The following is a 25,931-nucleotide window of genomic DNA, read 5'->3' on the forward strand; positions in this document are numbered from 1 at the left end:
TCGGGGCAGCGCGTTAGCCGCGAGCTCGATAACATCGCCCAGGTGCGTGGCTATCCATGCATGGTGGTCAGCGACAACGTCCTATGCGCGGAATAACAGGCTGATTTGGCATCAGGTCATTGTCGTATCGAGTGCCTCGACACGTTCAGAGAATGCCTCAGTTCGGCTTTTTGTCAACGACAGTCTCTCCCATAACAAACACAGAGTACGCTTTTGCGGCTCTCACCGTCCTTAAGACGAGATCATCGGGTCGCTAACACAGAAGGCCTGAACATTATCTACGAGGTCAGTTACCTGCCTCCACGGCACCTACAGAGAAAGGTCCTTCTGCGATCGATCACCCCTCAAAGAAGGGGCGATAGGGCTCGCCATGTTTAATGATCCCGTGAACTGTGCGGGCCATTTTGGCGGCGATTGCGGAATACGCCTTTCGGCGCAAATGGGTGTTTTGTCGGTCCTTAGCGATGTAGCGCTCGAACTTATCCCGGAAGCTGTTGGTGCGCTGCAGTATGGCAACCTGACCAGCCATCCATAGGGTGCGGCGCAAGCGGGCATTCCCGTATTTTGACAGCTTGGTTTGGCCCCGGAATGTGCCCGACTGAATGGTTGCCAAGTCCATGCCGCAGAACTTCAAGAACTGCCGATGATGTCCAAAACGGCGCAAGTCGCCAGCTTCTGCGAGGATGGTCAGAGCGTTGATCGGGCCGATCCCAGGTATTGATGTCAGCAACTGATAGTCAGGTAGATCCTTGAGAAGCGCGACGGCGCGATCTTCAATTTGATTGCGTTGGGCAATGAGACTGCGGCCTTCTCCAAGGACCAAGCGGAACATTCTGAGCGCATCAGAATCTGGGGCAACCGGCAATCCCACTGAAGACTTAGCTGTCTCGTAAATATCTGCAAGCAAACGCTCTTTCGCGACCTTGCGCCCAATGACGTCCCAAGCATCAGCGGTGAAAGCGGCTTTGCCCATCGCTGTGATCAAATGTGGTGATGGATAACGCTCAAGGAATGCAAAGAACCAATCACTGCGTGAGCTGCGGTAAAACCGATCCGCTTCAGGGAAGTACAGCGGCAGATAATGGGTCAACACCCGGTGCCAAAGTTCAGTCTTCGACTTGGAGACGATATCGTGGGTTTTGGACAGCTCTTGAATGTCATTCGTGCCGCATACCAGAGGGTCGTGGTAATATTGCTCGTTTCCGATCTCCATCATATGCAGGATCACTTGCGCGTCCTTTGGGTCATTCTTATCCCAGCTGTTATTGAGGGCTTCGCGCGTCCGCGCCAAAGCCACTGAGGACACCAGCTTTACCTCGAAGCCAGAAGTTGCCAGATGGTAAGCCAAGGCACGGTGATAATTGCCAGTCGCCTCAAAGGCCACACGAACTGGGCGTCCGTATTCCTTAAGTGCGGTGGCGAGGCGGTTGAAGTCGGCGAGTTCGTTCAAAACTGTTAATCGACGTCGCCGTTTCTTATCTGGAATAGCGATCAAAACTTCATGCCGGGCCTTGGCGATGTCGATAGCCACCAAAACAGGGGCATCTTGTGCAACAATAATCTTGGTCATAGTTGGTCTCCTTTGCGGTGTGGTTTGTGCAAAACCACTGTAGGGACCCGAGACCCGGCTATGACCACCTGCTGCGCTATCTGGAGGCTGCGCAGGCGGCCATAGCCTCTCAATCAGCTTCATTCCAAAGGTGTTACGGTATCGAATTCGTCGCCATCGCGGGCGACGCTTGGCTGCTCACGCGGCAGATGGATGCGTTGGTTCATACCATGGCGCAGTCCTCCCCCACTTTGACACAGCAAACCGACAAGGATTGATCATGAGCGCTGACAGCAAGACATTTCACCCCCACGGCAAGCACTTGATCGCAGGCGAATGGGTCGGCGGCGGAGAAACCTTTGCCAATTCCCCCGCCACCGGCGAAAGCGACCAATTCCAAAGCGGCACCCCGGCCCATGTGGACCGCGCTTGCGAAGCCGCCGAGGACGCCTTTTGGTCCTACGCCTATTCAAGCCGCGAGAGCCGCGCCGATTTCCTTGACGCCATCGCAGACGAGATGGAGGCCCGCGCGGATATCATCACAGAAGTTGGCGCGCGCGAATCTGGCCTGCCGACTGCCCGCCTTCAGGGCGAGCGCGGACGGACCATGGGCCAGCTTCGCCTCTTTGCCGATCACATCCGCAAAGGCGCCCATCTGGACCGTCGTGTCGACGGTGCCCTGCCCGAGCGCCAACCCATGCCCCGCCCCGACATCCGCATGATCCAGCGCCCCATCGGCCCGGTTGCGGTATTCGGCGCGTCGAATTTTCCGCTGGCATTCTCCACCGCAGGCGGTGACACCGCCGCGGCGCTGGCGGCGGGCTGCCCGGTCGTCGTGAAAGGCCATTCCGCCCATCCCGGCACGGAGGAGATTGTGGCCGAAGCGATCCATGCCGCGATCAAGAAATGCGACATTCATCCCGGTGTCTTCTCCCTCATCCATGCCAACAGCCGTGAGGTGGGCCAGACGCTGGTGCAGCATCCGCTGATCAAAGCCGTTGGCTTCACCGGCTCCCTCGGCGGTGGCCGCGCGCTGTTTGATCTCTGCGCGCAACGCCCCGAGCCGATCCCGTTCTTTGGCGAGTTGGGCTCGGTCAATCCGATGTTCGTTCTGGCCGAGGCCACTCGAAACCGCGGCGCGGAAATCGGCGCTGGCTGGGCCGGGTCGCTGACCATGGGCGCGGGGCAGTTCTGCACCAACCCCGGCATCGCGGTCGTGGCCAAGGGGGCCGAGGGCGACGCCTTTGTCGCCGCCGCAAAAGAGGCGCTGGAGCAGGTCGGCCCGCAGGTCATGCTGACCGACGGCATCGCCAAAGCCTACCGCGATGGCAAGGAACGTTTCACCGGACGCAACGCCGTGCGCGCGCTGCTGAGCAATGACAGCGAGGGGCGCAGCGCCCAGCCGAACCTCTTTGAAACCGACGCCGAGACCTACCTGCAAGACCACGCGCTTGGGGAAGAGGTCTTCGGCCCCTTGGGTCTGGTGCTGCGGGTCTCGTCGGGCGATGAGATGCAAGAGCTTGCCAAAGGGTTCGAAGGCCAGTTAACCGCGACACTCCAGATGGACGAGGGTGACACCGAAGCCGCCAAAGCGCTGATGCCGATCCTTGAACGCAAGGCAGGCCGGGTGCTGGTGAACGGCTTCCCCACCGGGGTCGAGGTGTGTGACGCCATGGTGCACGGCGGCCCCTACCCGGCCTCCACCAACTTTGGCGCGACGTCGGTGGGCACAATGGCGATCCGCCGCTTCCTGCGACCGGTCTCCTACCAGAACCTGCCCGAAGCCTTGCTGCCCGAAGACCTGCGCGGGGCATCGACATGAGCGGCGATCTGATCGGCCCCGTCGCCGTGCTCGACGCGATGCCGGAGGATATGCAGAACAAAGTGCGCGGCTATGCCGAAGGGCTCGACCTGCGCTTTGCGGCGTCCTATTCCGAAGAGGATTTCGCCCAGACGGTGAAAGGTGCCGCCTATATCGTTCCGCGCGGGCGGGGGCTTCCGGCCTCGGTTCTGCGCGGGGCCGATAGCGTGCGCCTCGTGCATCAATGGGGCACCGGCTATGACAAGATCCCGGTGGATCTGGCGAAAGAAATGGGCGTGACCGTGGCGCGCAGCCCCGGCGTTAACGCCCCCACCATTGCGGATCTCACCATCGGCATGATGATCGCCGCCCTGCGCCGCATTCCGCTGCACTATAACAACACCCGCGCGGGCAAGTGGATCGTGCCAGAGATCGTCCCCGGCGCGCGGGACCTCAGCAGTCAAAAGGTCGGGCTGATCGGTTTTGGTGCCATCGGGCAACTCGTGGCGAAACGGCTGACGGGCTTTGACTGCGAGGTGCATTATTACCGCCGCTCAGGAGAGGCCGAAGGCACCAGCGCGCGCTTTGCCGAGCGGGACGAGATCCTTGAGACCTGCGATATCGTTAGCCTGCACATGCCGCTGACTGAGGCGTCACACCACACCATCGGCGCGGCGGAACTGGCGCGGATGAAATCCGATGCCCTGCTGGTCAACACCGGGCGCGGCGGGCTGATTGATGAGGCGGCCTTGATCGACACGCTGACAAACAAACGCATCGCGGGCGCGGCTTTGGATGTCTTCACCGAAGAGCCCGTCGAGCCGGACAACCCGCTTCTGCGCCTCGATAACGTCCTGCCGCTGCCCCATATCGGCGGCCATAGCGAGGATAACCTCAGACGCATGGTCAACCATTGGGCCAGCAACATCCGCGCTTTCCACGAAGGGCGCGGGATCGATGAAAGCTGCATCGTCACTTGAAACGAGCCCTCGGCCTGAACCCTCAGGCCGAGGGCACCCCACTTAGGCTTCGAGCGGAACGGGCATGAGGATCTTATTGGTCTGGCTCACCAGATACCCCGCCTCCGCACTTTTCTTGAGATAGGCCTGCCACTCAGGATCTGCCGCCATCTGCGCTCGGCGCGCAGCACGGTCGGCGGCGTCCTCATAGGCCCAGATATGCACGAAGGAATTCACGTCGCCCGTCTCGACCTGCGCATAGATCACCGGCTCGCCCAGGATGCGGCGCTGCGCCGGGAAGCCGAATTCGGCATAGAGCGCGAGGTGTTTCTTGATCGTGCCGGGGCGGCAACAATAGGTGCGGTGGTCGTAGATCATAAAGGGGCCTTTCGGGATGTTGGCGTCATGCGATACCGGCGTGGTCGGTGATCCGGGCCCGCGCCTGCAAAAGGTGATAGGCCATCGACACGCCCGCGACTTCGCTGTCGCCTGCGCGGATCGCTTCGAGGATTTGGCGGTGTTCGCTGATCACCACGTCGATCCGCGCCTGCGAGCCTTGGCGCGTCAGCTTTTGCGCCACATCGATCCCCTGTTCGATCGAACCGCGCGCACAGTCGAGCATCTGCACGAAGACCTCATTACCCGAGGCCGCCGCGATGGCGCGGTGGAATTGGTAATCGGCGTCAAAAGACGGATCGCGCGCCTGCATGGATGCCTCCAGCGCCTGCAAGGCTGCCTCGATCCGGGCGATATCCTTGGGGCTGGCACGCTGCGCGGCCATATGGGCGGTGGCTTTTTCAATCGTGATCCGCGCCTCCATCGCGCGCATCAGCCCGGCAACCGACCCCGCCGTGGCGTATTCGATCAGCTTTTCCGAAGGCCGCCGCCGCACGAAAGTGCCCACGCCGCGCCGCGCCTCGACCAGCCCGTCCTCTTGCAACTTACGCAGCGCCTCACGCACCACGGGGCGGGACACGCCGAAGGCCGTGGCGATCTGGTTTTCCGACGGCAGCTTTTCGCCTTGGGCGAGTTTGTTCGACACGATTTGTTCAAGCACCTGCCCGTAAAGCTGGTCGGCCAAGGTCTGCCGTTTCTTGATCTTCAGTTTCGGTGCTGTCACCGGCTACCCTCCCGCCGCGGCGCGGCGCATCATATTGGCCAGCCGCAAGGCCGAAGTCGCAGCCCCATAGCCGTTGTCGATGTTCACCACCGTCACCCCCGGCGCACAGCTGGCGAGTATCGAATCGAGCGCGACCCTCCCGCCGCAGGCCACACCATAGCCCACGGAGGTCGGCACACCAATCACCACCCCCGGCACAAGCCCGGCTACGACCGACGGCAGGGCCGCGTCCATCCCGGCAAAGACAATCACGACATCCATTTCACGCAGCGTTTCTTCCCGCGCGAGCAAACGCCAAAGCCCGGCCACGCCTACATCCGACACTTCGGTCGCGTCCATCCCGCCATAGGCGAGCGTGCGCCGCGCTTCGGCCATGGGCGCGTAGTCAGAGGTGCCTGCACTGACGAGGGCGATGCGGGGATCGCGGCCCAAAGGCCCGATCCCTCCCAGAATGGCGGTGCGCGAGGCGGTGCAGTAATCAACCGATTGGGCCAACTCTGCAGGCAAGCCGTCAAACTGTTCTGCCGTTAGCCGGGTCAGCAACAACCTACGGCCCTCCGCTGCCGCATCGCCGATGATCGCGGCAATCTGCGCCACCGCTTTATGCTCGCAAAGCACGGCCTCTTCGATGCCGATACGCCCGCCGCGGCCTCGGTCAAAGGTCACGTCTGGATGCCCGTCGGGGCCTTTCTCATTGATGGACAAATGCACTTCCTCTTGAATAGGCCCGCAGATCTACCGCGCGCCCGTCATCCGTGGCCCGCCGGACCTGCGCTATGATAGACCTGCGCTTTTGCGCGGAAAGGTCTTCATAAACACGCGGATCAACCTCCGCCACCCAGCCCCCGCGCAGGAGGCGGCAGCGCAGGGTGATATTGCCCAACATTGCGCGCAGCAAGGTTTCGACCCGGTCGATCACCGCCAGATCCGCAGGCTCCACCCGCAGACCAGTCTCAATCCGGCTGGCCAAACAGGGGGCCGCGGGCAGTTCCGCCAGATCCCCCAGCCCAAGCGCCCGCGCCAAGGCGCGCACATCGGCTTTTGACATCAGCGCATCGACGAAAGGATGCAGCACGCCATGCTCCGCCGCGGCCTGCAAACCGGGGCGGTAGTCTGACAGATCGTCGGTATTGGTGCCCGCCGCCACCAACGGCCCCATCCGCGCCAATGTGCCATAGAGGTTCGACTTGCAAAAATAGCAGCGGTTCACCGGGTTGGCGCGGTAGGACGGATCGGCGAACTCGCCCGCATCCACCAGTTTCAGCGGCAGACCCCAAGCGGCTGCAAAGTCTTTCACCCGCGCCGTCGCCGCCGAAGGGACCGCAGCCGAAACCGCGTGGCAAAGCGTAACCCCCTCCGCCCCCCGCACCTTGGCCGCGGCGGCAGAAAGGGTGAGACTATCGATCCCCCCGCTAAGCGCGATGGTCAATGATGCGGGCCGCGCGAGCGCGGCTTGGAGCGCGGCAGGAACCGTCACTCGCCCAATCCATCCTCTGTCTTGAGTTGCGCCAAGAGACGCCCGCTCGACATTTGAAGGTGGTCGCGCATCCGCTGACGCGCCCGTTCGGCGTCGCCCTGAGCAATAGAGGCCGCAATGTCATAGTGTTCTTGAATGGCATCCCGGCTTTCGCCCCCGCGTTTCAATGCCTGCAAACGCCCGGCCAGCATCGTCTCGCGCAGGCTGGCGACGAGGTAGTTGAAAAGACTGAGGTAATAGCTGTTCCCGGTCGCCTCGCAGACTGCACGGTGAAAACCAAGGTCAGCACTGACACCCGCGGCGACCGCCGGACCGCCGATCTTGTTGCTTTGATCATAGGCGGCGGCGGCGCGTTGGATTTCCGCGCGTGCTTCGGGCGTTGCACGGGCGGCGGCGATGGCGGCGGCTTCGATCTCAAGCCCCATGCGCAACTCTAGGATCTGCTCAAGCTTGCGCTGACTTTCCATATCACGCTCAGGAATCGCAAAGCCCTGCCGGGGCCGATCGCTGGCGACGAATGCTCCACGCCCTTGGCGGCTGGAAAGCATGCCTTCCGCCTTGAGCCGCGAGACAGCCTCCCGGATCACGGTGCGACTGACATCGAAATCGCTGGCCAATGTGGTTTCCGACGGCAGCACATCCCCAACGCCCCAGATGCCGTTCACGACATTATGGCGCAGGACTTCCGTCACTTGATCGCTGAGCGTCGCACCATCGACGAGGGGCGCGGTCGCCTGAAGATTTCCAGTCATGATAACAACATCCTTTCGCCGATTGGAGCACCTGTATGACAAGCTGTCAATAATCAGTAACTAGGGCCGTTCGCTGCATTACAAGCAGAATACAACATTACAAGTAAGAGGAAATCCCCCTAAATTTGTATTTTTAATTGACAGGCTGACGATTCCCCCGCAGTCTGCGGTCCTACGGCAAGAGGATGTCAGGGGGGAGCCCGGAACCCATCCAGTTACTGCCGATACACAGTTAAAACTCGGGAGGAGTTTCTATGTCACCAATGATGAAATCACTGCGCCGCACAGCCGCGGCCACCATCCTTTTCACCGTCGCCGGCGTCGCCGCACATGCGCAAAGCTTTGTCATGGCCACCGGCCAGCAGGGCGGGTCGTGGTATCCCGTGGGCGGCGCGATCAAGGCGATTGTTGAGCGTGAGAACCCCGGCATGGACATCACCGTCACGCCGGGCGCGGGCGTGTCCAACGTGGTCGGCGTGGACGCGGGCCGCTTTGGCATCGCATTCGCCAACTCGATCTCGACCGTGGACAGTCTGTCGGGCAAAGAACCATTCCGCAAGGCGACCACCAATGTCTGCAACCTTGGCATTCTCTATCCGCAGTATTTCCAGATCGTCGCGCTTGAGGATTCCGGCATCAAGACCATCGCCGACATGAAGGGCAAACGTCTGACCACGCAGCAGCTTGGCAATACCGGCGAATTCCTGACGCGCGAGCTTTTGTCGACTGCTGACATGACGTTCGATGATCTCGATAGCGTGGCCAACACGTCCTATTCCGACTCTGCTTCGCAGATGAAAGACGGTCAGGCCGATTTCTTCACCCTTGGCTCGTCGCTGCCGACCGGTTCGGTGATGGATCTGGCGTCCTCGCGCAAAATCCGTCTGGTCGACGTGGACGAAGAGACCTTTGCCTACTTCAAAGACAAGAACGCCGCCTTCCAGCGTCGCGAAGTCAAAGCGGGCGCCTACCCCGGTTTTGATGAGACCGTGCACGCGATCAGCTACGACACCCATATGGTCGCGCCCTGCGACTATGACGGTGAGATCATCAAATCGGTGCTCGGCGCGATTGCTGACAACAACGACAGCTTTGCCGCGATCAGCAAATCCATGGCAGACCTGACGGTTGAGGAAATGGCCACCGACATCGGCGTGCCCTTCCACCCCGCCGCGAAAGAGTTCTACGCAGAGCGTGGCGTCCCGGGGATGTAATCCTCCCCTGACGAGAAACGGGTCGGCCGGGGCCAAGCGCTCCGTCCGACCTACACCCTTAAAGGCTCTGCCCCGCGCATCCTGCGCAATGCCACATAAGGGCCGCCTTCCACTCTAGACGCGAGAACCCCCATGCAACTGTCGATCTTTCTGGAAAAGATGCCCCTGATTACCCGTATAGCAAGGCTGATCCTGATCGGCATGGCTGCTTGGCATCTCTATGTCGCCTTTGTCGGCCCGCCCAACCCCTATATCATGCGCGGCGTGCACGTCGCTTTGGCGCTTTTGCTGATCTTCCTGACCGTCAACCGCAAGGGGCTCCGCAATGATGTGCCGCGCTGGTATGACGTGGTGCTTGGGCTGATCGCCTCGGGGGCCGCGCTCTATCCTTCGTTCAACCTTAATTACATCACGCAGCGGTTCCTCTACGTCGATCCGCTGATGCCGATGGATATCGTGGTGGGGATCATTCTTGTGGTTCTGCTGCTTGAGGCCACGCGACGGATGCTTGGGCCGATGCTGCCCATCACGGCCCTGCTGTTTCTCGGCTACGGTCTGGCTTTCACCTCCACCCTACCGTCGGTGATCCTTGAGCAGTTGTTCATGACACCCGAAGGCATCTTCGGCATCCCGATCGCGGTTTCGGCGACCTATATGGTGCTCTTCATTCTCTTTGGCTCATTGGTCGAACGGATGGGCGTCGGCCAACTCTTCATGGACTTCGCCGTAGCACTTACGGGGCGCCAGGTGGGCGGCCCGGCCAAAGTGGCCTGTGTGACTTCCGGCCTCTTCGGTTCCGTTTCCGGCTCTGCCGTGGCCAATGTGATGACGACCGGCACCTTCTCTATCCCGCTGATGAAGCGCATGGGGTTCAAACCCGCCTTCGCGGGCGCGGTAGAGGCCGTTGCCTCGACAGGCGGTCAGATCATGCCTCCCGTTATGGGGGCTGCGGCTTTCGTCATGGCCGAATACCTCGGCGTGGGCTACCTGACGGTCGCGAAATATGCGCTTGCCCCCGCGATCCTGTTCTATGTGGCTCTTTTTGCTGCGGTCCATTTTGAGGCCAAGCGCAAGGGCATCGGCTCGGTCCCGAAAGAGGATCAAGTGCCGCTGAAAACCGTACTTCTTGAGCGTGGCCACCTGTTCTTGCCGTTGGCGATTATCGTGGGTGTGCTGATGTTGGGCTACTCAGCGCCCTATGCAGCACTTTGCGGTATCATCTCGGTCGTGCCGGTCGCGGCCCTGCGCAAGACGACACGGCATTACGTCACCGTCGACAACATCCTCGAAGCGCTTGAGGGCGGCGCGCGCAACGTGCTGGCGATTGCCGCGGCCTGTGCCTGTGCGGGCATCGTGGTCGGCGTGATCGACATCACCGGCCTTGGCCTCACCTTCTCGAACTTTGTGATCGAAGCGGCCCAAGATACGCTGGTCATCGCACTGTTCCTGTCGATGATCGCGGGCATCATCCTTGGCATGGGGATGCCGACAACACCCGCCTATATCGTGCAGGTCGCCCTGCTGGTGCCGGCGCTGGTGAAACTGGGCGTTCAGGTCGAAGCGGCGCATCTCTTCGTGTTCTACTTCGCGATCCTGTCGGCCATTACTCCTCCCGTCGCCATGGCGGTCTATGCGGCCAACACCCTGTCGCATGCCAAGATTGTCGAGGCGAGTTGGGCTGCCGTGAAACTCGGTGCCACCGGCTTTATCGTGCCCTTCATGTTCGTCTATGAACCGGCGATCTTGATGCAGGGTTCGGTCACGCAGATCACGCTGGTCCTTTTGCAGGCCACAATCGGGGTCATCCTGCTGGCCGCCGCCTTGCAGCGCTACTACTTCGGCAGACTGTCCAATGTGCTGTCGGTGGTGCTGTTCGGGGCCTCCTTGCTGCTGATCTATCCCGATCTGCGGCTCACTGCCTCGGGGTTGGTCATCGCGGGCGTTATCCTGGCCTTCCAAAAGGCCAGGAACCCCAGCCCGAAAAACCAAGCCGCCACACATACTTAAATCTTAGAACGAACGAAACGGAGCCTTCTCCATGCTGCAAAAAACTTCCCTCAAGGCGCGGACCGGCGGACAGGTCCTTGTGGATCAACTGCTGATCCACGGTGCCGACACCGCCTATTGCGTGCCCGGCGAAAGCTATCTTGAGGTGCTGGATGCGCTGCATGACGTGCAGGACCGCTTCACCCTCATCAACGCGCGGCACGAAGCCGGGGCCGCCAACATGGCTGAGACCTATGGCAAGCTGACCGGCACCCCCGGCATCTGCATGGTCACCCGCGGCCCCGGCGCCTGCCACGCGGCCATCGGCGTGCATATCGCGCAACAAGACAGCACGCCGATGATCCTGCTCGTGGGCCAGATCGCCCGCGACACCACCGACCGCGAAGCCTTTCAGGAAGTCGACTACCGCGCCATGTTCGGCCCCATCGCCAAATGGGCCACGCAGATCGACGACCCGGCGCGGGTGCCGGAATATATGGCCCGCGCCTTCCGCGTGGCGACATCGGGCCGCCCCGGCCCGGTCGTGATCTCCCTGCCTGAGGACATGCTAACCGAGGTGGTTTCCGTCGCCGACGCGCGGCCCTATACGGCGACCCATGCTGGGCTGTCACCTGACAATCTCGACATGCTCAAAACCGAGATCGCGCAGGCCGAACGGCCCCTGCTGCTGCTCGGCGGCTCGGGCTGGTCGGATGAAAGTGCCGCGGCCATCACGCGCTTTGCCGAGGCCAACAAGATCCCCGTCACCACCTCTTTCCGGCGACAAGATATCGTAAACAACCTCTCTCCCGTCTATGCAGGCGATTTCGGCACCTCCACCGCGCCCAGCCTCTATGCGCATCAACGCGACGCGGATCTGCTCGTGGTGATCGGCGCACGATTGGGGGAGATGACGACCAAGACCTACACCACCATGCAATCGCCCAACCCAGACACCCGGCTGGTACATCTTTATCCTGATGCGGATGAGATTGGGCGGGTCTATTCGCCAGATCTGGGCATTGCCGCAGCACCCGTTTCAGTCGCTGCCGCCTTGGACGGTGTCAATCTGGGCCGAGCAGACGCATGGGGCGCATGGTGCGAGAAACTTCACGCCGATTATCTGACGGACACCGAAGCGCCCAATGGCGGGGAATGGGATCTCGACATGGGGGTGGCCCTTGCGCAGCTGCGCGATGAGCTGCCCGATGATGTGGTGGTCACGCTCGACGCGGGCAACCACACCGGCTGGGCACAGCGCTTCCTGCGTTTTGGGCGTCCGGGCCGGATTGTCGGCTCGACCTGTGGTGCGATGGGCTATTCCGTGCCCGCCGCTGTCGCGGCCTCGATCGCGGAGCCGGAGCGTCTGACGCTCTCCTTCGTCGGCGATGGTGGCTTTATGATGAGCGGCAATGAATTGGCCACCGCCGCGCAATATGGCGGGCGGCCCATCGTGCTGCTGTTCAACAATGGCATCTACGGCACCATCCGCATGCACCAAGAACGCGACCACCCCGAACGGATCTCAGGCACTACGCTGCAGAACCAAGACTTCGTCAAAATGGCCGAGGGGCTGGGAGCTCATGCTGAACGGGTGACCAAGACGGAAGATTTCGCCGCCGCCTTCACCCGCGCCCGCGAAAGTGGCCGCCCGGCCCTGATCGAGCTTGTAACCGACCCCGAGCAAATCTCGACCCGCACCACGATCAGCAAGCTGCGCGCGGCGGCGCAGAAAAAAGTTGACGCCGACCAGCGCTAAAGGATGACCCAGATGACCACTCTGACCGCGCCGCGCCGCGCGCCCGAAACCGACGGGCAAGACCATAGCGCCCTGCTCGACGATCTGCGCCAAGCCATCGGCGCCGCCCATGTCGTGACCGACGCCAAGGATTTCGACGCGCGGCTGATCGAAGATCGCGGGCTCCGGCGCGGAACGGCGCTGGCCCTCATCCGCCCCGGCTCCACCGAGGAGGTCGCCGCCTGCATGCGCCTGTGCCATGCAGCCGAGGTGCCGGTCACCCCACAGGGCGGCAACACCGGTCTGGCGGGGGGCGGCGTGCCGGACGGCGGGATCATCCTTACGACTGACCGGCTGAACCGCATTCGGGGGGTCGATCCGACCAACGCCACCATGACGGTCGAGGCGGGCTGTATCCTCGCCAATATCCAAGCGGCGGCGGATGAGGTCGACGCGCTCTTCCCGCTGTCGCTCGCCTCCGAAGGGTCCTGCCAGATCGGCGGCAACCTTTCGACCAACGCGGGCGGCACGGCGGTGCTGCGCTACGGCAATACCCGCGATCTGGTGCTGGGGATCGAAGCGGTGCTGCCCGATGGCCGGGTGCTGAATGATCTGAGCGGGCTGCGTAAAAACAACACCGGTTTCGACCTTAAACACCTCTTTATCGGGGCCGAAGGAACGCTTGGCATCATCACGGCGGCGGTGATCAAGCTCTTTCCCAAACCCACCGCCCGTGCCACCGCGCTGGTGGCCTGCACCGGCCCCGACCCCGCACTCGCGCTTTATGCGCGGATGCGCGGCCAAACGGCGGACACGCTCTCGACTTTTGAATATATCGACCGGCTTGGCCTGCAAATGGTGATCGACCACGCGCCCGGCTGTAGCGACCCGATGGCAGAGGCGCATCCGGCCTATTGCCTAATCGAACTCACTGGCAATGGCGCGCAGGCCGACCTTGATGCCCGGCTGGAGGCGGCGTTGGAAGCCGCCTTTGAGGCGGAAGAAATCATTGACGCCGTAATCGGCGCATCGGAGGCGCAGAAAGACGCGCTTTGGGCGCTGCGGGAAAACCTGTCGGAGGCGCAAAAGCCCGAAGGCGCCTCGATCAAACATGACGTATCGGTCCCGGTGTCCCGCGTGGCGGATTTCATCCGCGAGGCGACCCAAGCCTGTATGGACCACATGCCCGGCCTGCGGCCCTGCCCTTTCGGCCATTTCGGCGACGGCAACCTGCATTTCAATCTGTCGCGTCCGGTGGATATGGCGGATGCGCCGTTCCTTGCCGAATACGGTGCCTTCAACCGGATCGTGCATGATATCGTGCACCAGATGGGCGGCTCATTCTCAGCCGAGCATGGCATCGGCACCTTCAAACGCGCCGAGCTGCGCCGCTACAAGGACCCGGTCGCGCTGGAATTGATGGAGCAGATCAAAGCCGCCCTCGACCCGGGCCATTTGATGAACCCGGGCAAGGTGCTTTGACCGCTTAGCCGCGCCCTGCAAACGGCATCTTGGTGGCCATCACGGTGACGAACATGGCGTTGGAGTCGAGCGACAGCTTCGCCATGTAGGACAGCGTTCCGGCCACGTCGTTCACGTCCATCCGCGGCTCTGACATGCGGCTGCCGTTGGGCTGCAGGATGCCGTCTTTCATCCGCTCCGTCATCTCGCTGGCCGCATTGCCGATGTCGATCTGCCCGCAAGCGATGTCATGCGCTCGCCCATCGAGCGACAGCGCGCGGGTAAGCCCGGTGATCGCGTGTTTTGTCGCCGTATAGGGCACCGAGAGGGGGCGCGGCACATGCGCGCTGATCGAGCCGTTGTTGATGATCCGCCCGCCTTCCGGGCTTTGGCGTTTCATCAAGGCGAAGGCCGCGCGGGCGCAGAGGAATGACCCGGTTAGATTGGTCGCGACGATGTCGTTCCACTCCGCGACGCTCAAGTCGTCCACCTCAACCGCCGGACCATTGCGCCCGGCATTGTTGAACAGCAGATCCAGCCGCCCAAAGGTCGTCTCCACCCGTTCGAAAAGCGCGGCAACATCCGCCTCAACCCCCACATCCGCAGCCACGGCGATATGCCCCTGTCCGTCAAGCGCAGCACAGGCGGCGTCGATCTTATCCTGCCGCCGCCCGGTGAGAACGAGAGTGAAACCGTCTTTCGCCAACCGATGCGCGCAGGCGAGGCCGACGCCGCTCCCGGCCCCTGTTATCAGAGCAATCTTTTGATCCATCTTACCATTCCATTCGTTTTGGCGCCCTGAGGCCGCTGCTTGGAATCTAATATATATGAATACGCAAGAATAGGTTTTTCCGCCGTCTTCCAAAATGATGCACTATCGAACTTGCCCGCCTCACATTCGCGCGAGCGCACTAGACGACCGGTCTATTATTTCATAGATGCCCCTCATGACAGAGGCAAAGAAATCAGATCAGACGCGGCAACGCATCTTGGACAGCGGACGTAGCCTCGTGCTGCGGTACGGGTTCTCTGGCGTTGGCCTGTCGCGCATTCTGAACGAAAGCGGCGTGCCCAAGGGCTCGTTCTACTATTACTTCGCGTCGAAAGAGGCTTTTGGCACCGCGATGCTGGCCGATTACGTCGAGGCCTATCTCGACCGCGTCGATGCGCTGATTGCAGCACCGGGAACGGCGGGCGACAAACTCGACAGTTTCTGGGACGCATGGCTCAGCCAATCCAGCGCCCCGGGGATCGCCAGCGCTTGTTTGGTGGTGAAACTCGGATCCGAAGTCGCCGATCTATCGGAGACGATGCGCGAAACGCTGGATCAGGGTGTCGATGCTCTGGTCGCCCGGATTGCCCAACTTCTGCGTCAAGGCGCAGAGGATGGGACCGTTCGTGCGCTCGAAGCCCCTGAGACCACCGCCCGCATGCTCTATGCCAAATGGCTCGGCGCTGCGGTGCTGGCCAAGCTGGCGCGTAGCGATGCGCCTCTGCGCATGGCGCGCGCTGAAACCTCTGCCCAACTCTCCCCCACTGGGGGCCAATTCCCAACCTGAAAGGAAACAGCATGTTCGCTGCCATCCACGACACCTTCGGCGAGCCCGCCGAGGTTCTGACCACCCGCGAAACCGACAAGCCTGCGCCAGCCGCTGGCGAAGCGCTGGTCCGCATGGTGCTCTCGCCCATCCACAACCACGACCTTTGGACCGTACGCGGCAACTATGGCTACAAGCCCGAACTGCCCGGCGCCATCGGCGGCTCCGAAGCGCTTGGTATCGTCGAGGCCGTGGGCGAAGGCGTTGACGAAGCGCTGATCGGCAAGCGCGTCACCGCGGCTGGATTCCACGGCGCATGGGCCGAGTATTTCACCGCCCCCGCCGCGGGCCTGCTGCCCCTGCCCGAGGCAATCTCGGACGAGGCCGGCGCGCAGTTGATCGCCATGCCCTTCAGCGCCCTGTCCCTGTTGGAGACCCTGAAGGTCCGCGAAGGCGACTGGTTGATCCAAACCGCAGCGAATGGTGCCGTGGGTAAGATCATGGTCGGTCTGGCCAAGGCACGCGGGATCAAGCTGCTGAACCTTGTTCGCCGCGAAGGTGCCGCCGAAGAAATGCGCGACACCGGCGCGGAGCATGTCCTGTCCACCGAAGATGCGGATTGGCAAAGCAAAGCGCGCGAGTTGATCGGCAAAGCGGGCGCGGTTTCGGCCATTGATTCCGTCGGCGGCGAATTGGGCGGCCAACTTGTCGAGCTTCTGGGCAAGGATGGTGAGTTGATCGTCTTCGGCACGGCGACGGGCCAGCCGCTTTCCATGTCCTCGGGCGAATTGATCATGAAGCACATCACCGTCAAAGGCTTCTGGGGCTCGCGTGTCAGTGGTGACATGGCGGCTGAGACGCGCGGCCGTCTGATTGGTGAGCTGGTGCAACTCGCCGCGAAGGGGCAGCTCCCCCTCGATACAGGCGGCACCTATCCGCTGGCCGAGGTGACCGAGGCAATGAAAGCCGCGCTGACCACCGGACGTGGCGGCAAGGTCATGCTGCGCCCCTGATCGGGATTTAACAACTGCGGCGGCCCTCAACGCGGGGCCGCCGCGCCATTCTTGGACCGCCCAAGATTACGACACATCCGCGAATTTGCGTCCTTTATTTAGGCAAATGCAGTGCGCTGGCGGCCCCACGCCGCCTCGGCGATGACTCTCACCCGTCTCTATGGTGATTAAAAAATCATCAGACCTTTCCGGGCGGAGCCGTTCTCATTCTCGTCGACACCAGCATAAACAGCCCCCAAGCGACCCCGGTGCAGCCGCGCGCCATCGGTGCTGCGATGGTGACGGCTAGGGCCGCGCGGGGCGAGTCGACAATCGGCGAATTGCGCCAGTCGGGCGCGATGAAGCTGCTCTTCCCCCGCCCCGACCCCGCGCTGTTGCAAGCCATCGTCATCAATTCAGCAGGTGGCATCACGGGCGGCGACAGTTTTGCCCTGACCGCCTGCGCTGAGGCGCGAGCGGCGCTCAGCCTCACCACGCAGGCCGCCGAACGCGCCTATCGCGCGCAACCGGGGCAAGTGGCAAACCTGCGCAACTCCCTCGCCGTAGACTCCGGCGCGACGCTGCATTGGCTGCCGCAAGAGACGATCCTTTATGACGGGTGCGCGCTGCGACGGCGGCTGTCGGTCGATCTGGCGCAAAATGCCTCCCTCCTGCTGGTTGAGCCGCTGGTCTTTGGCCGCGCCGCCATGGGTGAAACCCTTCGACAGGCCCATTTCCGCGACCGGATCGAGGTCACCCGCGCGGGCCGCCCGCTGTTCCACGACGCGATGACGCTTAGCGGCGATGTCACCGCCCATCTGGCGGCCCCTCATATCGCGGCGGGCGCGGGCGCCCTTGCCACGATTATCTATGTCGCGCCCGATGCCGAAGCGCGGCTTGCCCCGCTCCGCGGCCAACTGCCCGACAGCGCCGGAGCCAGTCTCATCGGCCCTGACCTGCTGATCGCGCGGATCCTCGCGGCAGACAGTTTCGACCTTCGCCAATCGCTCGTCCCGATCTTGGGCGAACTGAGCGGTGACACCCTCCCCCGATCATGGATGACCTAACGTGCAACTGACCCCGCGAGAAAAAGACAAACTGCTAATCTCCATGGCTGCCGAGGTCGCCCGCAAGCGCCTAGCGCGGGGGGTCAAGCTGAACCACCCCGAGGCCATCGCCCTCATCACCGACACCGTGGTCGAGGGCGCACGGGACGGGCGCAGCGTGGCCGATATGATGCAGGCCGGTGCCCATGTCATCACCCGCGAAGACTGTATGGAAGGGGTGTCTGAGATGATCCCCGAGGTGCAGGTCGAAGCCACTTTCCCCGACGGGACCAAATTGGTCACCGTGCACAACCCCATCAGATAAGGACATTTCATGCCGCGTTTTGCCCCCCTTCTTGCCCTGCCGCTCATGTCGCTTGCCATGGCGGCCTTTGCCCATACAGCGCCTCTCCCCCATGGCCATGGTGCAGAGAGCGACGGATCGCTGGCGGTCTATATCGTCGCCGGGCTGGCCTTTGTGCTGTCGGGTCTGATCCTTGCCATGCGCCACCTAAAAACAGCCAAAGCATGATCCCCGGAGAGATCTTTCCGGCGGCAGGCCTGCTGACCCTGAACGCCGATAGCGAGGCGATCACGCTCATGGTCGCCAATACCGGCGACCGCCCGGTGCAGGTGGGCAGCCATTACCATTTCGCCGAGAGCAACCCGGCGCTTGAGTTTGACCGCGCGGCGGCACGAGGGCACCGGCTTGATATCGCGGCGGGGACCGCTGTGCGGTTCGAGCCCGGCCAACGGCGTGAGGTATCGCTGATCCCGATCCGCGGGGCGCGGCGGATCTTTGGCTTTAACAGCGCGGTGATGGGAGACCTCTGATGCCTGCACAGATCAAACGCGGTGACTATGCCGCCATGTTCGGCCCCACGGTGGGCGACCGGGTGCGGCTGGCCGACACGGACCTCATCATCGAAGTTGAGCGCGACCTGACCACCGAACGCAGCGGCCAAAACGCTCCCGCCTATGGCGAAGAGGTCAAATTCGGCGGCGGCAAGGTGATCCGCGACGGCATGGGTCAGTCGCAGGTGACCCGCGCAGGCGGGGCCGTTGATACGGTCATCACCAACGCGCTGATCGTCGACCATACCGGCATCTACAAAGCCGATGTGGGGCTGAAAGACGGGCGCATCGCCAAGATCGGCAAGGCAGGCAACCCCGACACGCAACCGGGGGTCGATGTCATCATCGGACCGGGCACCGAGGTGATCGCGGGCGAGGGGCGCATCCTGACCGCAGGCGGATTTGACAGCCACATCCACTTTATCTGCCCGCAACAGATCGAAGACGCGCTGCATTCGGGGCTAACCACCATGCTCGGCGGCGGCACTGGCCCCGCGCATGGCACATTGGCCACCACCTGCACGCCCGGCGGCTGGCATATCGGGCGCATGATGCAAGCCGCCGATGCCTTTCCGATGAACCTCGCTTTCGCGGGCAAGGGCAACGCCAGCCAGCCCGCCGCCCTTGAAGAGCAGATCAACGCGGGCGCTTGTGCGCTGAAACTGCATGAGGATTGGGGCACCACCCCTGCCGCGATTGACTGCTGCCTCAGCGTCGCCGACGCGATGGATGTGCAGGTGATGATCCACACCGACACGCTGAACGAAAGCGGCTTTGTCGAACATACCGTAAAGGCCATGAAAGGCCGCACGATCCACGCTTTCCACACCGAAGGTGCAGGCGGCGGCCATGCGCCGGATATCATCAAGATTTGCGGCGAAGCGCATGTGCTGCCCTCCTCGACCAACCCCACGCGGCCCTTCACGGTCAACACGCTGGAAGAGCATCTGGATATGCTCATGGTCTGTCACCACCTTGATAAATCCATCCCCGAGGACGTGGCCTTTGCCGAAAGCCGCATCCGGAGAGAGACCATCGCCGCCGAAGACATCCTGCATGACATGGGGGCCTTTTCCATCATCGCCAGCGACAGTCAGGCCATGGGCCGGGTCGGAGAAGTCTTGATCCGCACATGGCAAACCGCCGACAAGATGAAAAAGCAGCGTGGACGGCTGGCCGAGGAGACGGGCGACAACGACAACTTCCGCGTCCGCCGTTACATTGCGAAATACACCATCAACCCCGCCATCGCCCACGGCATCTCGACCCATATCGGCAGCATCGAAGAGGGCAAGCGCGCCGATCTGGTGCTCTGGAACCCTGCCTTTTTCGGGGTGAAGCCCGAAATGGTGCTTTTGGGAGGCAGCATCGTCTGTGCGCAGATGGGCGACCCAAACGCCTCTATCCCGACGCCACAGCCGGTCTATTCGCGGCCCATGTTCGGGGCCTATGGCCGGGCGGTGGAAAACTCTGCCGTGGTCTTTGTCAGCGAAGCGGCAGAGGCGGCGGGCGTGGGCGGCAGGCTTGGCCTTGCCAAACAGACGCTTGCGGTGCGCAACACCCGCGAGATCGGCAAGCGCGATCTCAAACTGAACGATGCGCTGCCCGAGGTCGAGGTCAACCCCGAGACCTATGAGGTGCGCGCCGACGGTGAGTTGCTGACCTGTGAACCTGCCTCTGTGCTGCCGATGGCGCAGCGCTATTTCCTGTTTTGAAGAGACCGAGATGACCCCCATTCTTTGCCAAGACATGCGCCGCGCCGAAGCGTGGTCCGATGCCAGTGACCGGGTCGAGCTGACCTATGACGGGCGTTTTCTGCGCCGCAAGGTGCTGACCACGGCGGGCGGGCTGCCGTTTCTGGTCGATCTGGCGCAGACCACCTCGCTTGACCACGGCGACGCTTTTGTTCTGGCCGACGGGCGCGTGGTTGAGGTGGTGGCCGCCAACGAAGCCCTGCTGGAAGTGACCGGCCCCGACCTGCCGCGCATCGCGTGGCACATCGGCAACCGCCATACCCCCTGCCAGATCGATACCGACCGGCTTGTAATCCAGCGCGACCATGTGATCGCCAAAATGCTTGGCCAGATCGGTGCCGCCACGCGAGAGATCACTGCCCCCTTCCGCCCGGAAGGCGGCGCCTATGGCCATGGGCGCACCCATGGGCATGACCACGGCCATGTTCACCACGCCGTTCATGATCACGACCCGGCCCAGCACCACGACCACGCGCATGGCTGAAACCCTGCAGGCCGAGGCGCTTCTGACGCTGGTGCAGATGCTCTCCCCCTCCTATCCGGTGGGGGCATTTGCCTATAGCCACGGGCTGGAATGGGCGGTGCAGGACGGGGCGGTGGCGGACCAGGATGCTTTGGCCGACTGGCTGTCCAGCGTGCTGCGGCACGGCGCGGGTCAGGCCGATGCGCTGTTTCTTGCGGCGGCCTATCGCGCGGATAACCCGGCAGAGATCGACGTGAAGGCCCGCGCCTTTGCCGCCTCTGCCGAACGGTTGAAAGAGACCGTGCTGCAAGGCGAAGCCTTTGCCCGCGCAAGTGCCGCGATCTGGCAGGTCGACCTGCCGCCGCTTTGCTATCCTGTTGCCGTAGGACACGCGGCGCGTCTGCAAGGGCTGCCGCTGCGCCAAACGCTAGCGATGTTCTTGCACGCCTTTGCCGCCAATCTTGCCACCGCAGGCATGCGCCTTATTCCCTTGGGGCAGACCGAGGGGCAGATCGTCATCCGCGCGCTCGCGCCGGTCTGTCTCGAAGTTGCCGAGGCAGCGGCGGCAGGCACGCTCGACGATCTCTCCTCCACCGCCTTTTTAGGTGACATCGCCGCCATGAAACACGAAACCCAGTATTCGAGGATTTTCCGCACATGAAACGCAACAACGGCCCTTTGCGCGTCGGCATCGGCGGCCCCGTGGGCGCGGGCAAAACCACCCTGACGGCAGCGCTGTGCCGCGCCTTGCGGGATCGGTTGTCTATCGGCGTGATCACCAATGACATCTACACCCAAGAGGATGCCGAAGCGCTGATGCGGATGCAGGTGTTGCCCCAAGACCGGATCATCGGGGTCGAGACCGGCGGCTGCCCGCATACGGCAATCCGCGAAGATGCCTCGATCAACCTTGCCGCCGTGGCAGAGATGGTCGCGCGCCACCCTGAGGTGGACGTGGTCTTGATCGAAAGCGGCGGCGACAATCTGTCGGCCACTTTCAGCCCTGAACTGGCGGATGTGACGCTTTATGTGATCGACGTGGCAGCGGGAGAGGAAATCCCCCGCAAAGGCGGACCGGCGATTACCAAGTCCGACATTCTGGTGATCAACAAGACCGATCTCGCGCCCCATGTCGGGGCCTCGCTTGAGGTCATGCAGCGTGACAGCGCGCGGATGCGCCCAGACCTGCCAACGGTCTTTTGCGCATTGAAGTCCGGCAAAGGGGTCGACGCCCTGCTGGAGCATCTGGCGCAGGTGGGCGGATTGGACCTTGCGCCCGTGGCCCCGGCAACTGCGGATTAGGCGGTGGTGAAACCCGCCATCCGGTCGCGGAAGGCGGACAACGGCTGCTATCCTCGCCCCGCTGCGGCCCGCCATGCCAAGCGCGTTGAGGAGTGCCGCCCGTTCGTTAATCCGCGCCAAAAAGGTCGCGAGTAAAGACCTTGTCCGGGACATCCGCAAGATCGGGGTGATTGCGGTTTGCCACGATCACATCCGCGCGCGCCTTGAACGTTTCCAGATCGCGCGTGACCTCCGAACCGAAGAACCGGTCCTCCTGCAACACAGGTTCATAGACGATCACTTCGATGCCCTTGGCCTTGAGCCGTTTCATGATCCCTTGGACCGAGCTTTGGCGGAAGTTGTCTGATCCCGTCTTCATCACCAGCCGGTAGATGCCCACCCGCTGCGGGCCAAGTGCCATGATCTGCTCTGACACAAAATCCTTGCGGGTGCGGTTCGCCTCGACCACGGCGTTGATCAAGTTCTGCGGCACATCCGAATAGTTCGCCAGCAACTGCTTGGAATCCTTGGGCAAACAATAGCCGCCATACCCGAAAGACGGGTTGTTGTAATGCCCGCCCACGCGCGGGTCGAGGCAGACACCATCGATGATCTGGCGCGTGTCCAACCCATTGGTCAGCGCATAGCTGTCCAATTCATTGAAATACGCCACCCGCATGGCGAGAAAGGTATTGGCGAAGAGTTTGACCGCTTCCGCCTCGGAGGCACCGGTAAAGAGCATGGGAATATCATCGTCGATTGCCCCCTCGGCCAGCAGTTGCGCAAAGCGTCGCGCCCGGGGGCTGTCTTCGCCGACGACGATCCGCGAGGGGTGCAGATTGTCATAAAGTGCGCGGCCTTCGCGCAGGAATTCCGGGCTAAAGATCACTTGATCGGTGTCCAACGCGGCAGACAGCCCTGCGGTATAGCCCACCGGCACCGTGGATTTAATAACAATGGTGGCTGTTTTCGTGATCGCCAGAACATCCCGCACCACGGCCTCGACACTGGAGGTGTCGAAAACATTGGTGCGCGGGTCATAGTTCGTCGGCGTGGCGATCAGCACATAGTCGGCCTCACGGTATGCCGCCTCCGGCTCGGTGCTGGCCTTGAGGGTAAGCGGTTTTTGGGCGAGGTATTGCTCGATCTCGGGGTCGACGATCGGCGCGTGGCGCGCATTCACCTGCGCCACCCTGTCCGCGTTCAGATCCACCGCCGTCACGTCATTGTGCTGCGCCAGAAGCACCGCGTTCGACAGCCCGACATAGCCGATGCCAACAACGGCGATCTTGGTCATAGACATAAGCGTGGGCCTTTCCTGCGTGCCGGTGGCGAGATGTTAGACTGCGGCTTTCGGATTGAAAAGGTGCCGCCTGACAGGGAGTTAGGGCGGATTGGTAAATGTGAATGCAGCCCGGTTCAGCAATCGGCGGCGCGGCAAGCCCCCACCCCGTTGCGCGCCGCCCGAGCGGTGGGTTGTCAGGCTGGAAAGACTTCTTTCACACAGTCTCAGGTGATCCATAACCCGGAGAGCCCCGATGCCCGACACCTCAGCGCGCCTGTCCCTTCCCTATCTGATGCCGGCACAGGCGCAGAAACATGTGACCCACAACGAAGCGCTGCAACGGCTGGACCTTCTGGTGCAGCTTGCGGTCGAAGGTTTCGACGCCAACACGCCGCCAGCCCTGCCGCAGGCGGGAGAGGTTCATGCCCTCGGCACCGCCCCCACGGCGGCTTGGGCGGGTCATGTCGGCGAACTGGCCGTCTGGATTGGAGAGACTTGGCAATTCACCACGCCACAGGACGGCTGGCTTGCCTTGGATAAATCCACTGGGATCCTGCGCCGATGGGTGGCCGGCGCTTGGGCCGAGGTCTCGCCCCCCGATCTGGCGAACCTGTCTGGGGTGGGGATCAACACGGCTCACGACAGCGGCAACCGTTTGTCGGTTTCTTCCCCGGCGAGCCTGTTCACCCACGAAGGCGCGGGGCATCAGGTGAAGCTCAATAAAGCCAGCGCCGCCGATACCGCGAGCCTGCTGTTCCAGACCGATTTCTCCGGACGGGCCGAGATGGGCACGGCGGGGCAGGATGATTTCGCCATCAAGGTCAGCGCTGATGGCAGCGGGTGGACCACCGCGCTGGCCTTTGACGCCGCCAGCGGCATGGCCTCGGGCGCGGCGCTGACGCAGAGCGTGAGTGACGCGACGGTGGGACGGCTGCTGCGCGTGGGGGATTTCGGCATCGGTGCGGATGCGGGGCCGCTTGTGGCGGACCTTGACGCGCATGAGCTTTCGGGCAGTTTCTCAGCCTATGGCGGCGCCCATGCACAGGCACCCGCCGGGGCCAATCCGTTTTCGGCGCTGGATGGGGTTTTTGGCCTGCTTTGCGGCAACAGCACCTTGGGCGGGCCGAGCGCGAACTTGTGGCAGATCGCAGTGGGGATCGACACGCCGGGTCTGGCCTTTCGCGTGCGGGCAACCGGGGCGTGGGGCGCGTGGCAATCCCTGTGGACCGGGGCGAACACGACCGTGGATGCCAATGGTTTCATCAAAGAAGCGAGCCCGATTGTCCGGCTGTTCCACGACAGCAGCGAAGAGCCCGCGGTGCCCCTAGCGGCGCGGTTCGAACGGATTGGGCTGGGCCACTATAGATTGAGGGATGTCCCGCCGCTTGCGTCCAAAGGGTGGCAGATCGAAGTGCCGCAGGATGCGAATGGCAACCGGTTGGTCTATGTGGATTGCAGCTATGACGCGGGGATGGCGGCGCTTGATGTGCGCACCCGCGAGGTGAGCTGGCAGGATGGCTGGGCCGGGGGTGCGCCCTGTGACATCCCCGTGGGCCGTTGGGTTGATCTGCGGTTCGACATGCCCTGAGGCAAAGAGCCCCGGCCCGCTGACGCCACAGCGGGCCGGGCTGCAATCAGAGAATGCTGCGCAACTGCGCGACCTCATAGTTGCCCCCGCAAAGCAAAACGGCAGAGGTTTGGCCTGCGTATTTCTGCGGTTCTGCCAGATAGGCCGCCAGCGCCAAAGCGGCGGCCCCTTCGACCAACATATTTTCTTCCCACGCCAGCACCTTTAGCGCGGCGGTGATTTGTTCTTCGTCGCAATATACGATCTCGTCGATCACCGCGCTTGCCATCGGCAGGGTGAGCGACCCCTCATCGACCCCGCCCGCCACGCCATCAGCCAGCGTGTCAAGATGGTCCGTCTCGACGATCTTGCCCGCCTTGATCGACGCGGCCAGAGCGCAACTGTTGGCAGCACTCACGCCGATCACACGGGTTTGCGGCGAGAACTCTTTGATCACCGCCCCCATGCCCGAGATCAACCCGCCCCCGCCCATCGAGATAAAGACAGTGTCGACCCCTTCGATCTGGTCAAGCAGTTCCAGTGCGGCGGTGCCTTGGCCCGCGATCACCTCAGCGTCGTTGTAGGGTGAGATGTAGGTGTAGCCTTCGGCCTCGGCCAAGGCCTGCGCATGCCGTTCCGAAAACGACGCATCCGACCCATGGATCACGACCTTGGTGCCAAAACCTTCGATAGTTTTGCGTTTCTTGGCGACGACGGTCTCGGGCAGCACGACGATCAATTCATGCCCCGTGGTCTGGGCGGCACGTGAACAGGCGATGCCGTGGTTGCCAGAGGATGCGGTGATGACCGGTCGCTCCAGCGGCACCGTGGTCAGTTTCGCATTGGCCCCGCGGAGTTTGAACGACCCGGTGTGTTGGAAGTTCTCGGTCTTGTAGAAAAGGCGCGTGCCCTCTGCCATCGGTAGGCGCGAGGCAATCACCGGGGTGCGTGAAATCGCGCCTGCGATCTTGCGGTGAACCACGCAGGAACGCGCGGCGGATTGGGCGATCAGATCAGAGGCTGGCGGCATGATAGGCTCCATCAGGTTGGCTGAGATGCGCCGCTGCGGCATGTAAGTCCGTCAGAACCGATG

Annotated in this window: 26 protein-coding genes; 17 read left to right on the forward strand and 9 right to left on the reverse strand. The window is 62.6% G+C overall.

The annotated features are described in order from the left end of the window. Positions 1 to 337: 337 nt before the first annotated feature. Positions 338 to 1,570 (reverse strand): IS110 family transposase, encoded by a 1,233-nt coding sequence (locus O4H31_RS03920; RefSeq protein WP_269343033.1) that lies wholly within the window; start codon positions 1,568 to 1,570, stop codon positions 338 to 340. Positions 1,571 to 1,829: 259 nt separating this feature from the next. On the opposite strand from O4H31_RS03920, the gene O4H31_RS03925 reads away from it, so the two are divergent. Beyond that, the gene (locus O4H31_RS03925) at positions 1,830 to 3,371 is read left to right on the forward strand and encodes an aldehyde dehydrogenase (NADP(+)) (protein ID WP_269343034.1); all 1,542 of its coding nucleotides are present in this window, start codon (positions 1,830 to 1,832) and stop codon (positions 3,369 to 3,371) included. Beyond that, positions 3,368 to 4,330 (forward strand): 2-hydroxyacid dehydrogenase, encoded by a 963-nt coding sequence (locus O4H31_RS03930; RefSeq protein WP_269343036.1) that lies wholly within the window; start codon positions 3,368 to 3,370, stop codon positions 4,328 to 4,330. Before O4H31_RS03925 ends, O4H31_RS03930 begins: the two co-directional genes overlap by 4 nt. Positions 4,331 to 4,372: 42 nt before the next feature. On the opposite strand, the gene O4H31_RS03935 is transcribed toward O4H31_RS03930, so the two are convergent. Genes O4H31_RS03935 through O4H31_RS03955 form a run of 5 tightly spaced genes read right to left on the reverse strand, consistent with a single transcriptional unit; the run spans position 4,373 to position 7,658 of the window. Continuing rightward, entirely contained in the window at positions 4,373 to 4,687 is a 315-nt protein-coding gene (locus O4H31_RS03935; protein WP_243263591.1) for an NIPSNAP family protein, read from the reverse strand. A gap of 25 nt (positions 4,688 to 4,712) precedes the next feature. After that, positions 4,713 to 5,429 carry a FadR/GntR family transcriptional regulator gene (locus O4H31_RS03940; RefSeq protein WP_243263592.1) on the reverse strand — a complete coding sequence of 239 codons (717 nt, stop codon included), beginning with the start codon at positions 5,427 to 5,429 and terminating at the stop codon, positions 4,713 to 4,715. 3 nt (positions 5,430 to 5,432) lie between these two features. Further along, complete coding sequence (larB, locus tag O4H31_RS03945) at positions 5,433 to 6,134, reverse strand: nickel pincer cofactor biosynthesis protein LarB (protein ID WP_269343043.1); 702 nt, start codon at positions 6,132 to 6,134, stop codon at positions 5,433 to 5,435. Then, a complete protein-coding gene (locus O4H31_RS03950) occupies positions 6,121 to 6,906 on the reverse strand; it encodes an adenine nucleotide alpha hydrolase (RefSeq protein WP_269343045.1) in 786 nt (261 codons plus the stop codon). The genes larB and O4H31_RS03950 overlap by 14 nt, the downstream gene beginning before the upstream one ends. Next, positions 6,903 to 7,658, reverse strand: a complete 756-nt coding sequence (locus O4H31_RS03955) for a FadR/GntR family transcriptional regulator (protein ID WP_269343047.1) — start codon at positions 7,656 to 7,658, stop codon at positions 6,903 to 6,905. The genes O4H31_RS03950 and O4H31_RS03955 overlap by 4 nt, the downstream gene beginning before the upstream one ends. Before the next feature lie 254 nt (positions 7,659 to 7,912). Between O4H31_RS03955 and O4H31_RS03960 the strand changes: the two genes are divergently transcribed. From O4H31_RS03960 to O4H31_RS03975, 4 genes are all read left to right on the forward strand, one after another. Next, positions 7,913 to 8,872 (forward strand): TAXI family TRAP transporter solute-binding subunit, encoded by a 960-nt coding sequence (locus tag O4H31_RS03960; protein WP_269343049.1) that lies wholly within the window; start codon positions 7,913 to 7,915, stop codon positions 8,870 to 8,872. Positions 8,873 to 9,004: 132 nt separating this feature from the next. Further along, entirely contained in the window at positions 9,005 to 10,879 is a 1,875-nt protein-coding gene (locus tag O4H31_RS03965; RefSeq protein ID WP_269343051.1) for a TRAP transporter permease, read from the forward strand. A gap of 31 nt (positions 10,880 to 10,910) precedes the next feature. Then, on the forward strand, positions 10,911 to 12,617 hold the full coding sequence (locus O4H31_RS03970) for a thiamine pyrophosphate-binding protein (protein ID WP_269343053.1): 1,707 nt from the start codon (positions 10,911 to 10,913) through the stop codon (positions 12,615 to 12,617). 12 nt (positions 12,618 to 12,629) lie between these two features. Next, on the forward strand, positions 12,630 to 14,078 hold the full coding sequence (locus O4H31_RS03975) for an FAD-binding oxidoreductase (protein ID WP_269343055.1): 1,449 nt from the start codon (positions 12,630 to 12,632) through the stop codon (positions 14,076 to 14,078). Between the two features lie 4 nt (positions 14,079 to 14,082). On the opposite strand, the gene O4H31_RS03980 is transcribed toward O4H31_RS03975, so the two are convergent. Next, positions 14,083 to 14,829, reverse strand: a complete 747-nt coding sequence (locus O4H31_RS03980) for an SDR family oxidoreductase (RefSeq protein ID WP_269343057.1) — start codon at positions 14,827 to 14,829, stop codon at positions 14,083 to 14,085. Between the two features lie 175 nt (positions 14,830 to 15,004). Between O4H31_RS03980 and O4H31_RS03985 the strand changes: the two genes are divergently transcribed. From O4H31_RS03985 to ureG, 10 genes are all read left to right on the forward strand, one after another. Continuing rightward, positions 15,005 to 15,616: a TetR/AcrR family transcriptional regulator gene (locus O4H31_RS03985; protein ID WP_269343059.1), complete on the forward strand. Its 612-nt coding sequence runs from the start codon at positions 15,005 to 15,007 to the stop codon at positions 15,614 to 15,616. 11 nt (positions 15,617 to 15,627) lie between these two features. After that, positions 15,628 to 16,608, forward strand: coding sequence for a zinc-binding dehydrogenase (locus O4H31_RS03990; RefSeq protein ID WP_269343061.1), 981 nt, complete (start codon positions 15,628 to 15,630; stop codon positions 16,606 to 16,608). A 248-nt stretch (positions 16,609 to 16,856) separates the two neighbouring features. Then, complete coding sequence (locus tag O4H31_RS03995) at positions 16,857 to 17,654, forward strand: urease accessory protein UreD (protein WP_419723583.1); 798 nt, start codon at positions 16,857 to 16,859, stop codon at positions 17,652 to 17,654. 1 nt (position 17,655) lies between these two features. Further along, complete coding sequence (locus O4H31_RS04000; RefSeq protein WP_243268252.1) at positions 17,656 to 17,958, forward strand: urease subunit gamma; 303 nt, start codon at positions 17,656 to 17,658, stop codon at positions 17,956 to 17,958. 9 nt (positions 17,959 to 17,967) lie between these two features. Next, entirely contained in the window at positions 17,968 to 18,165 is a 198-nt protein-coding gene (locus O4H31_RS04005; RefSeq protein WP_067941446.1) for a hypothetical protein, read from the forward strand. Continuing rightward, positions 18,162 to 18,467 carry an urease subunit beta gene (locus O4H31_RS04010; RefSeq protein WP_067630724.1) on the forward strand — a complete coding sequence of 102 codons (306 nt, stop codon included), beginning with the start codon at positions 18,162 to 18,164 and terminating at the stop codon, positions 18,465 to 18,467. The genes O4H31_RS04005 and O4H31_RS04010 overlap by 4 nt, the downstream gene beginning before the upstream one ends. Beyond that, on the forward strand, positions 18,467 to 20,203 hold the full coding sequence (ureC, locus tag O4H31_RS04015) for an urease subunit alpha (RefSeq protein ID WP_269343070.1): 1,737 nt from the start codon (positions 18,467 to 18,469) through the stop codon (positions 20,201 to 20,203). The genes O4H31_RS04010 and ureC overlap by 1 nt, the downstream gene beginning before the upstream one ends. 10 nt (positions 20,204 to 20,213) lie before the next feature. Continuing rightward, positions 20,214 to 20,726, forward strand: coding sequence for an urease accessory protein UreE (gene ureE, locus O4H31_RS04020; protein WP_269343073.1), 513 nt, complete (start codon positions 20,214 to 20,216; stop codon positions 20,724 to 20,726). After that, positions 20,719 to 21,366, forward strand: coding sequence for an urease accessory protein UreF (locus O4H31_RS04025; RefSeq protein WP_269344127.1), 648 nt, complete (start codon positions 20,719 to 20,721; stop codon positions 21,364 to 21,366). Before ureE ends, O4H31_RS04025 begins: the two co-directional genes overlap by 8 nt. Next, positions 21,363 to 22,007, forward strand: a complete 645-nt coding sequence (gene ureG, locus O4H31_RS04030) for an urease accessory protein UreG (protein WP_269343075.1) — start codon at positions 21,363 to 21,365, stop codon at positions 22,005 to 22,007. Before O4H31_RS04025 ends, ureG begins: the two co-directional genes overlap by 4 nt. A 106-nt stretch (positions 22,008 to 22,113) precedes the next feature. Here ureG and O4H31_RS04035 read toward each other — a convergent pair whose 3' ends face one another. Then, positions 22,114 to 23,289 carry a nucleotide sugar dehydrogenase gene (locus tag O4H31_RS04035; protein ID WP_269343076.1) on the reverse strand — a complete coding sequence of 392 codons (1,176 nt, stop codon included), beginning with the start codon at positions 23,287 to 23,289 and terminating at the stop codon, positions 22,114 to 22,116. A 235-nt stretch (positions 23,290 to 23,524) separates the two neighbouring features. Between O4H31_RS04035 and O4H31_RS04040 the strand changes: the two genes are divergently transcribed. After that, positions 23,525 to 24,859 (forward strand): DUF2793 domain-containing protein, encoded by a 1,335-nt coding sequence (locus O4H31_RS04040; RefSeq protein ID WP_269343077.1) that lies wholly within the window; start codon positions 23,525 to 23,527, stop codon positions 24,857 to 24,859. Between the two features lie 46 nt (positions 24,860 to 24,905). On the opposite strand, the gene O4H31_RS04045 is transcribed toward O4H31_RS04040, so the two are convergent. After that, positions 24,906 to 25,868: a pyridoxal-phosphate dependent enzyme gene (locus O4H31_RS04045; RefSeq protein ID WP_269343078.1), complete on the reverse strand. Its 963-nt coding sequence runs from the start codon at positions 25,866 to 25,868 to the stop codon at positions 24,906 to 24,908. Between the last annotated feature and the right edge of the window lie 63 nt (positions 25,869 to 25,931).

This window comes from Sulfitobacter dubius, assembly GCF_027214245.1.
Classification (GTDB): domain Bacteria; phylum Pseudomonadota; class Alphaproteobacteria; order Rhodobacterales; family Rhodobacteraceae; genus Sulfitobacter; species Sulfitobacter dubius_A.

Excerpts from the sequence above, each read along its gene's own strand:
- O4H31_RS03990 (WP_269343061.1), top strand. The coding sequence starts at position 15,628 with ATGTTCGCTGCCATCCACGACACCTTCGGCGAGCCCGCCGAGGTTCTG.
- O4H31_RS04010 (WP_067630724.1), top strand. The coding sequence starts at position 18,162 with ATGATCCCCGGAGAGATCTTTCCGGCGGCAGGCCTGCTGACCCTGAAC.
- O4H31_RS04045 (WP_269343078.1), bottom strand. The coding sequence starts at position 25,868 with ATGCCGCCAGCCTCTGATCTGATCGCCCAATCCGCCGCGCGTTCCTGC.
- O4H31_RS03965 (WP_269343051.1), top strand. The coding sequence starts at position 9,005 with ATGCAACTGTCGATCTTTCTGGAAAAGATGCCCCTGATTACCCGTATA.
- O4H31_RS03925 (WP_269343034.1), top strand. The coding sequence starts at position 1,830 with ATGAGCGCTGACAGCAAGACATTTCACCCCCACGGCAAGCACTTGATC.
- O4H31_RS03955 (WP_269343047.1), bottom strand. The coding sequence starts at position 7,658 with ATGACTGGAAATCTTCAGGCGACCGCGCCCCTCGTCGATGGTGCGACG.
- O4H31_RS04040 (WP_269343077.1), top strand. The coding sequence starts at position 23,525 with ATGCCCGACACCTCAGCGCGCCTGTCCCTTCCCTATCTGATGCCGGCA.
- ureC (WP_269343070.1), top strand. The coding sequence starts at position 18,467 with ATGCCTGCACAGATCAAACGCGGTGACTATGCCGCCATGTTCGGCCCC.
- O4H31_RS03985 (WP_269343059.1), top strand. The coding sequence starts at position 15,005 with ATGACAGAGGCAAAGAAATCAGATCAGACGCGGCAACGCATCTTGGAC.
- O4H31_RS04035 (WP_269343076.1), bottom strand. The coding sequence starts at position 23,289 with ATGTCTATGACCAAGATCGCCGTTGTTGGCATCGGCTATGTCGGGCTG.
- O4H31_RS03935 (WP_243263591.1), bottom strand. The coding sequence starts at position 4,687 with ATGATCTACGACCACCGCACCTATTGTTGCCGCCCCGGCACGATCAAG.
- O4H31_RS03980 (WP_269343057.1), bottom strand. The coding sequence starts at position 14,829 with ATGGATCAAAAGATTGCTCTGATAACAGGGGCCGGGAGCGGCGTCGGC.
- O4H31_RS03970 (WP_269343053.1), top strand. The coding sequence starts at position 10,911 with ATGCTGCAAAAAACTTCCCTCAAGGCGCGGACCGGCGGACAGGTCCTT.
- O4H31_RS03930 (WP_269343036.1), top strand. The coding sequence starts at position 3,368 with ATGAGCGGCGATCTGATCGGCCCCGTCGCCGTGCTCGACGCGATGCCG.
- ureG (WP_269343075.1), top strand. The coding sequence starts at position 21,363 with ATGAAACGCAACAACGGCCCTTTGCGCGTCGGCATCGGCGGCCCCGTG.
- O4H31_RS04005 (WP_067941446.1), top strand. The coding sequence starts at position 17,968 with ATGCCGCGTTTTGCCCCCCTTCTTGCCCTGCCGCTCATGTCGCTTGCC.
- O4H31_RS03960 (WP_269343049.1), top strand. The coding sequence starts at position 7,913 with ATGTCACCAATGATGAAATCACTGCGCCGCACAGCCGCGGCCACCATC.
- O4H31_RS04025 (WP_269344127.1), top strand. The coding sequence starts at position 20,719 with ATGGCTGAAACCCTGCAGGCCGAGGCGCTTCTGACGCTGGTGCAGATG.
- ureE (WP_269343073.1), top strand. The coding sequence starts at position 20,214 with ATGACCCCCATTCTTTGCCAAGACATGCGCCGCGCCGAAGCGTGGTCC.
- O4H31_RS03975 (WP_269343055.1), top strand. The coding sequence starts at position 12,630 with ATGACCACTCTGACCGCGCCGCGCCGCGCGCCCGAAACCGACGGGCAA.
- O4H31_RS03920 (WP_269343033.1), bottom strand. The coding sequence starts at position 1,570 with ATGACCAAGATTATTGTTGCACAAGATGCCCCTGTTTTGGTGGCTATC.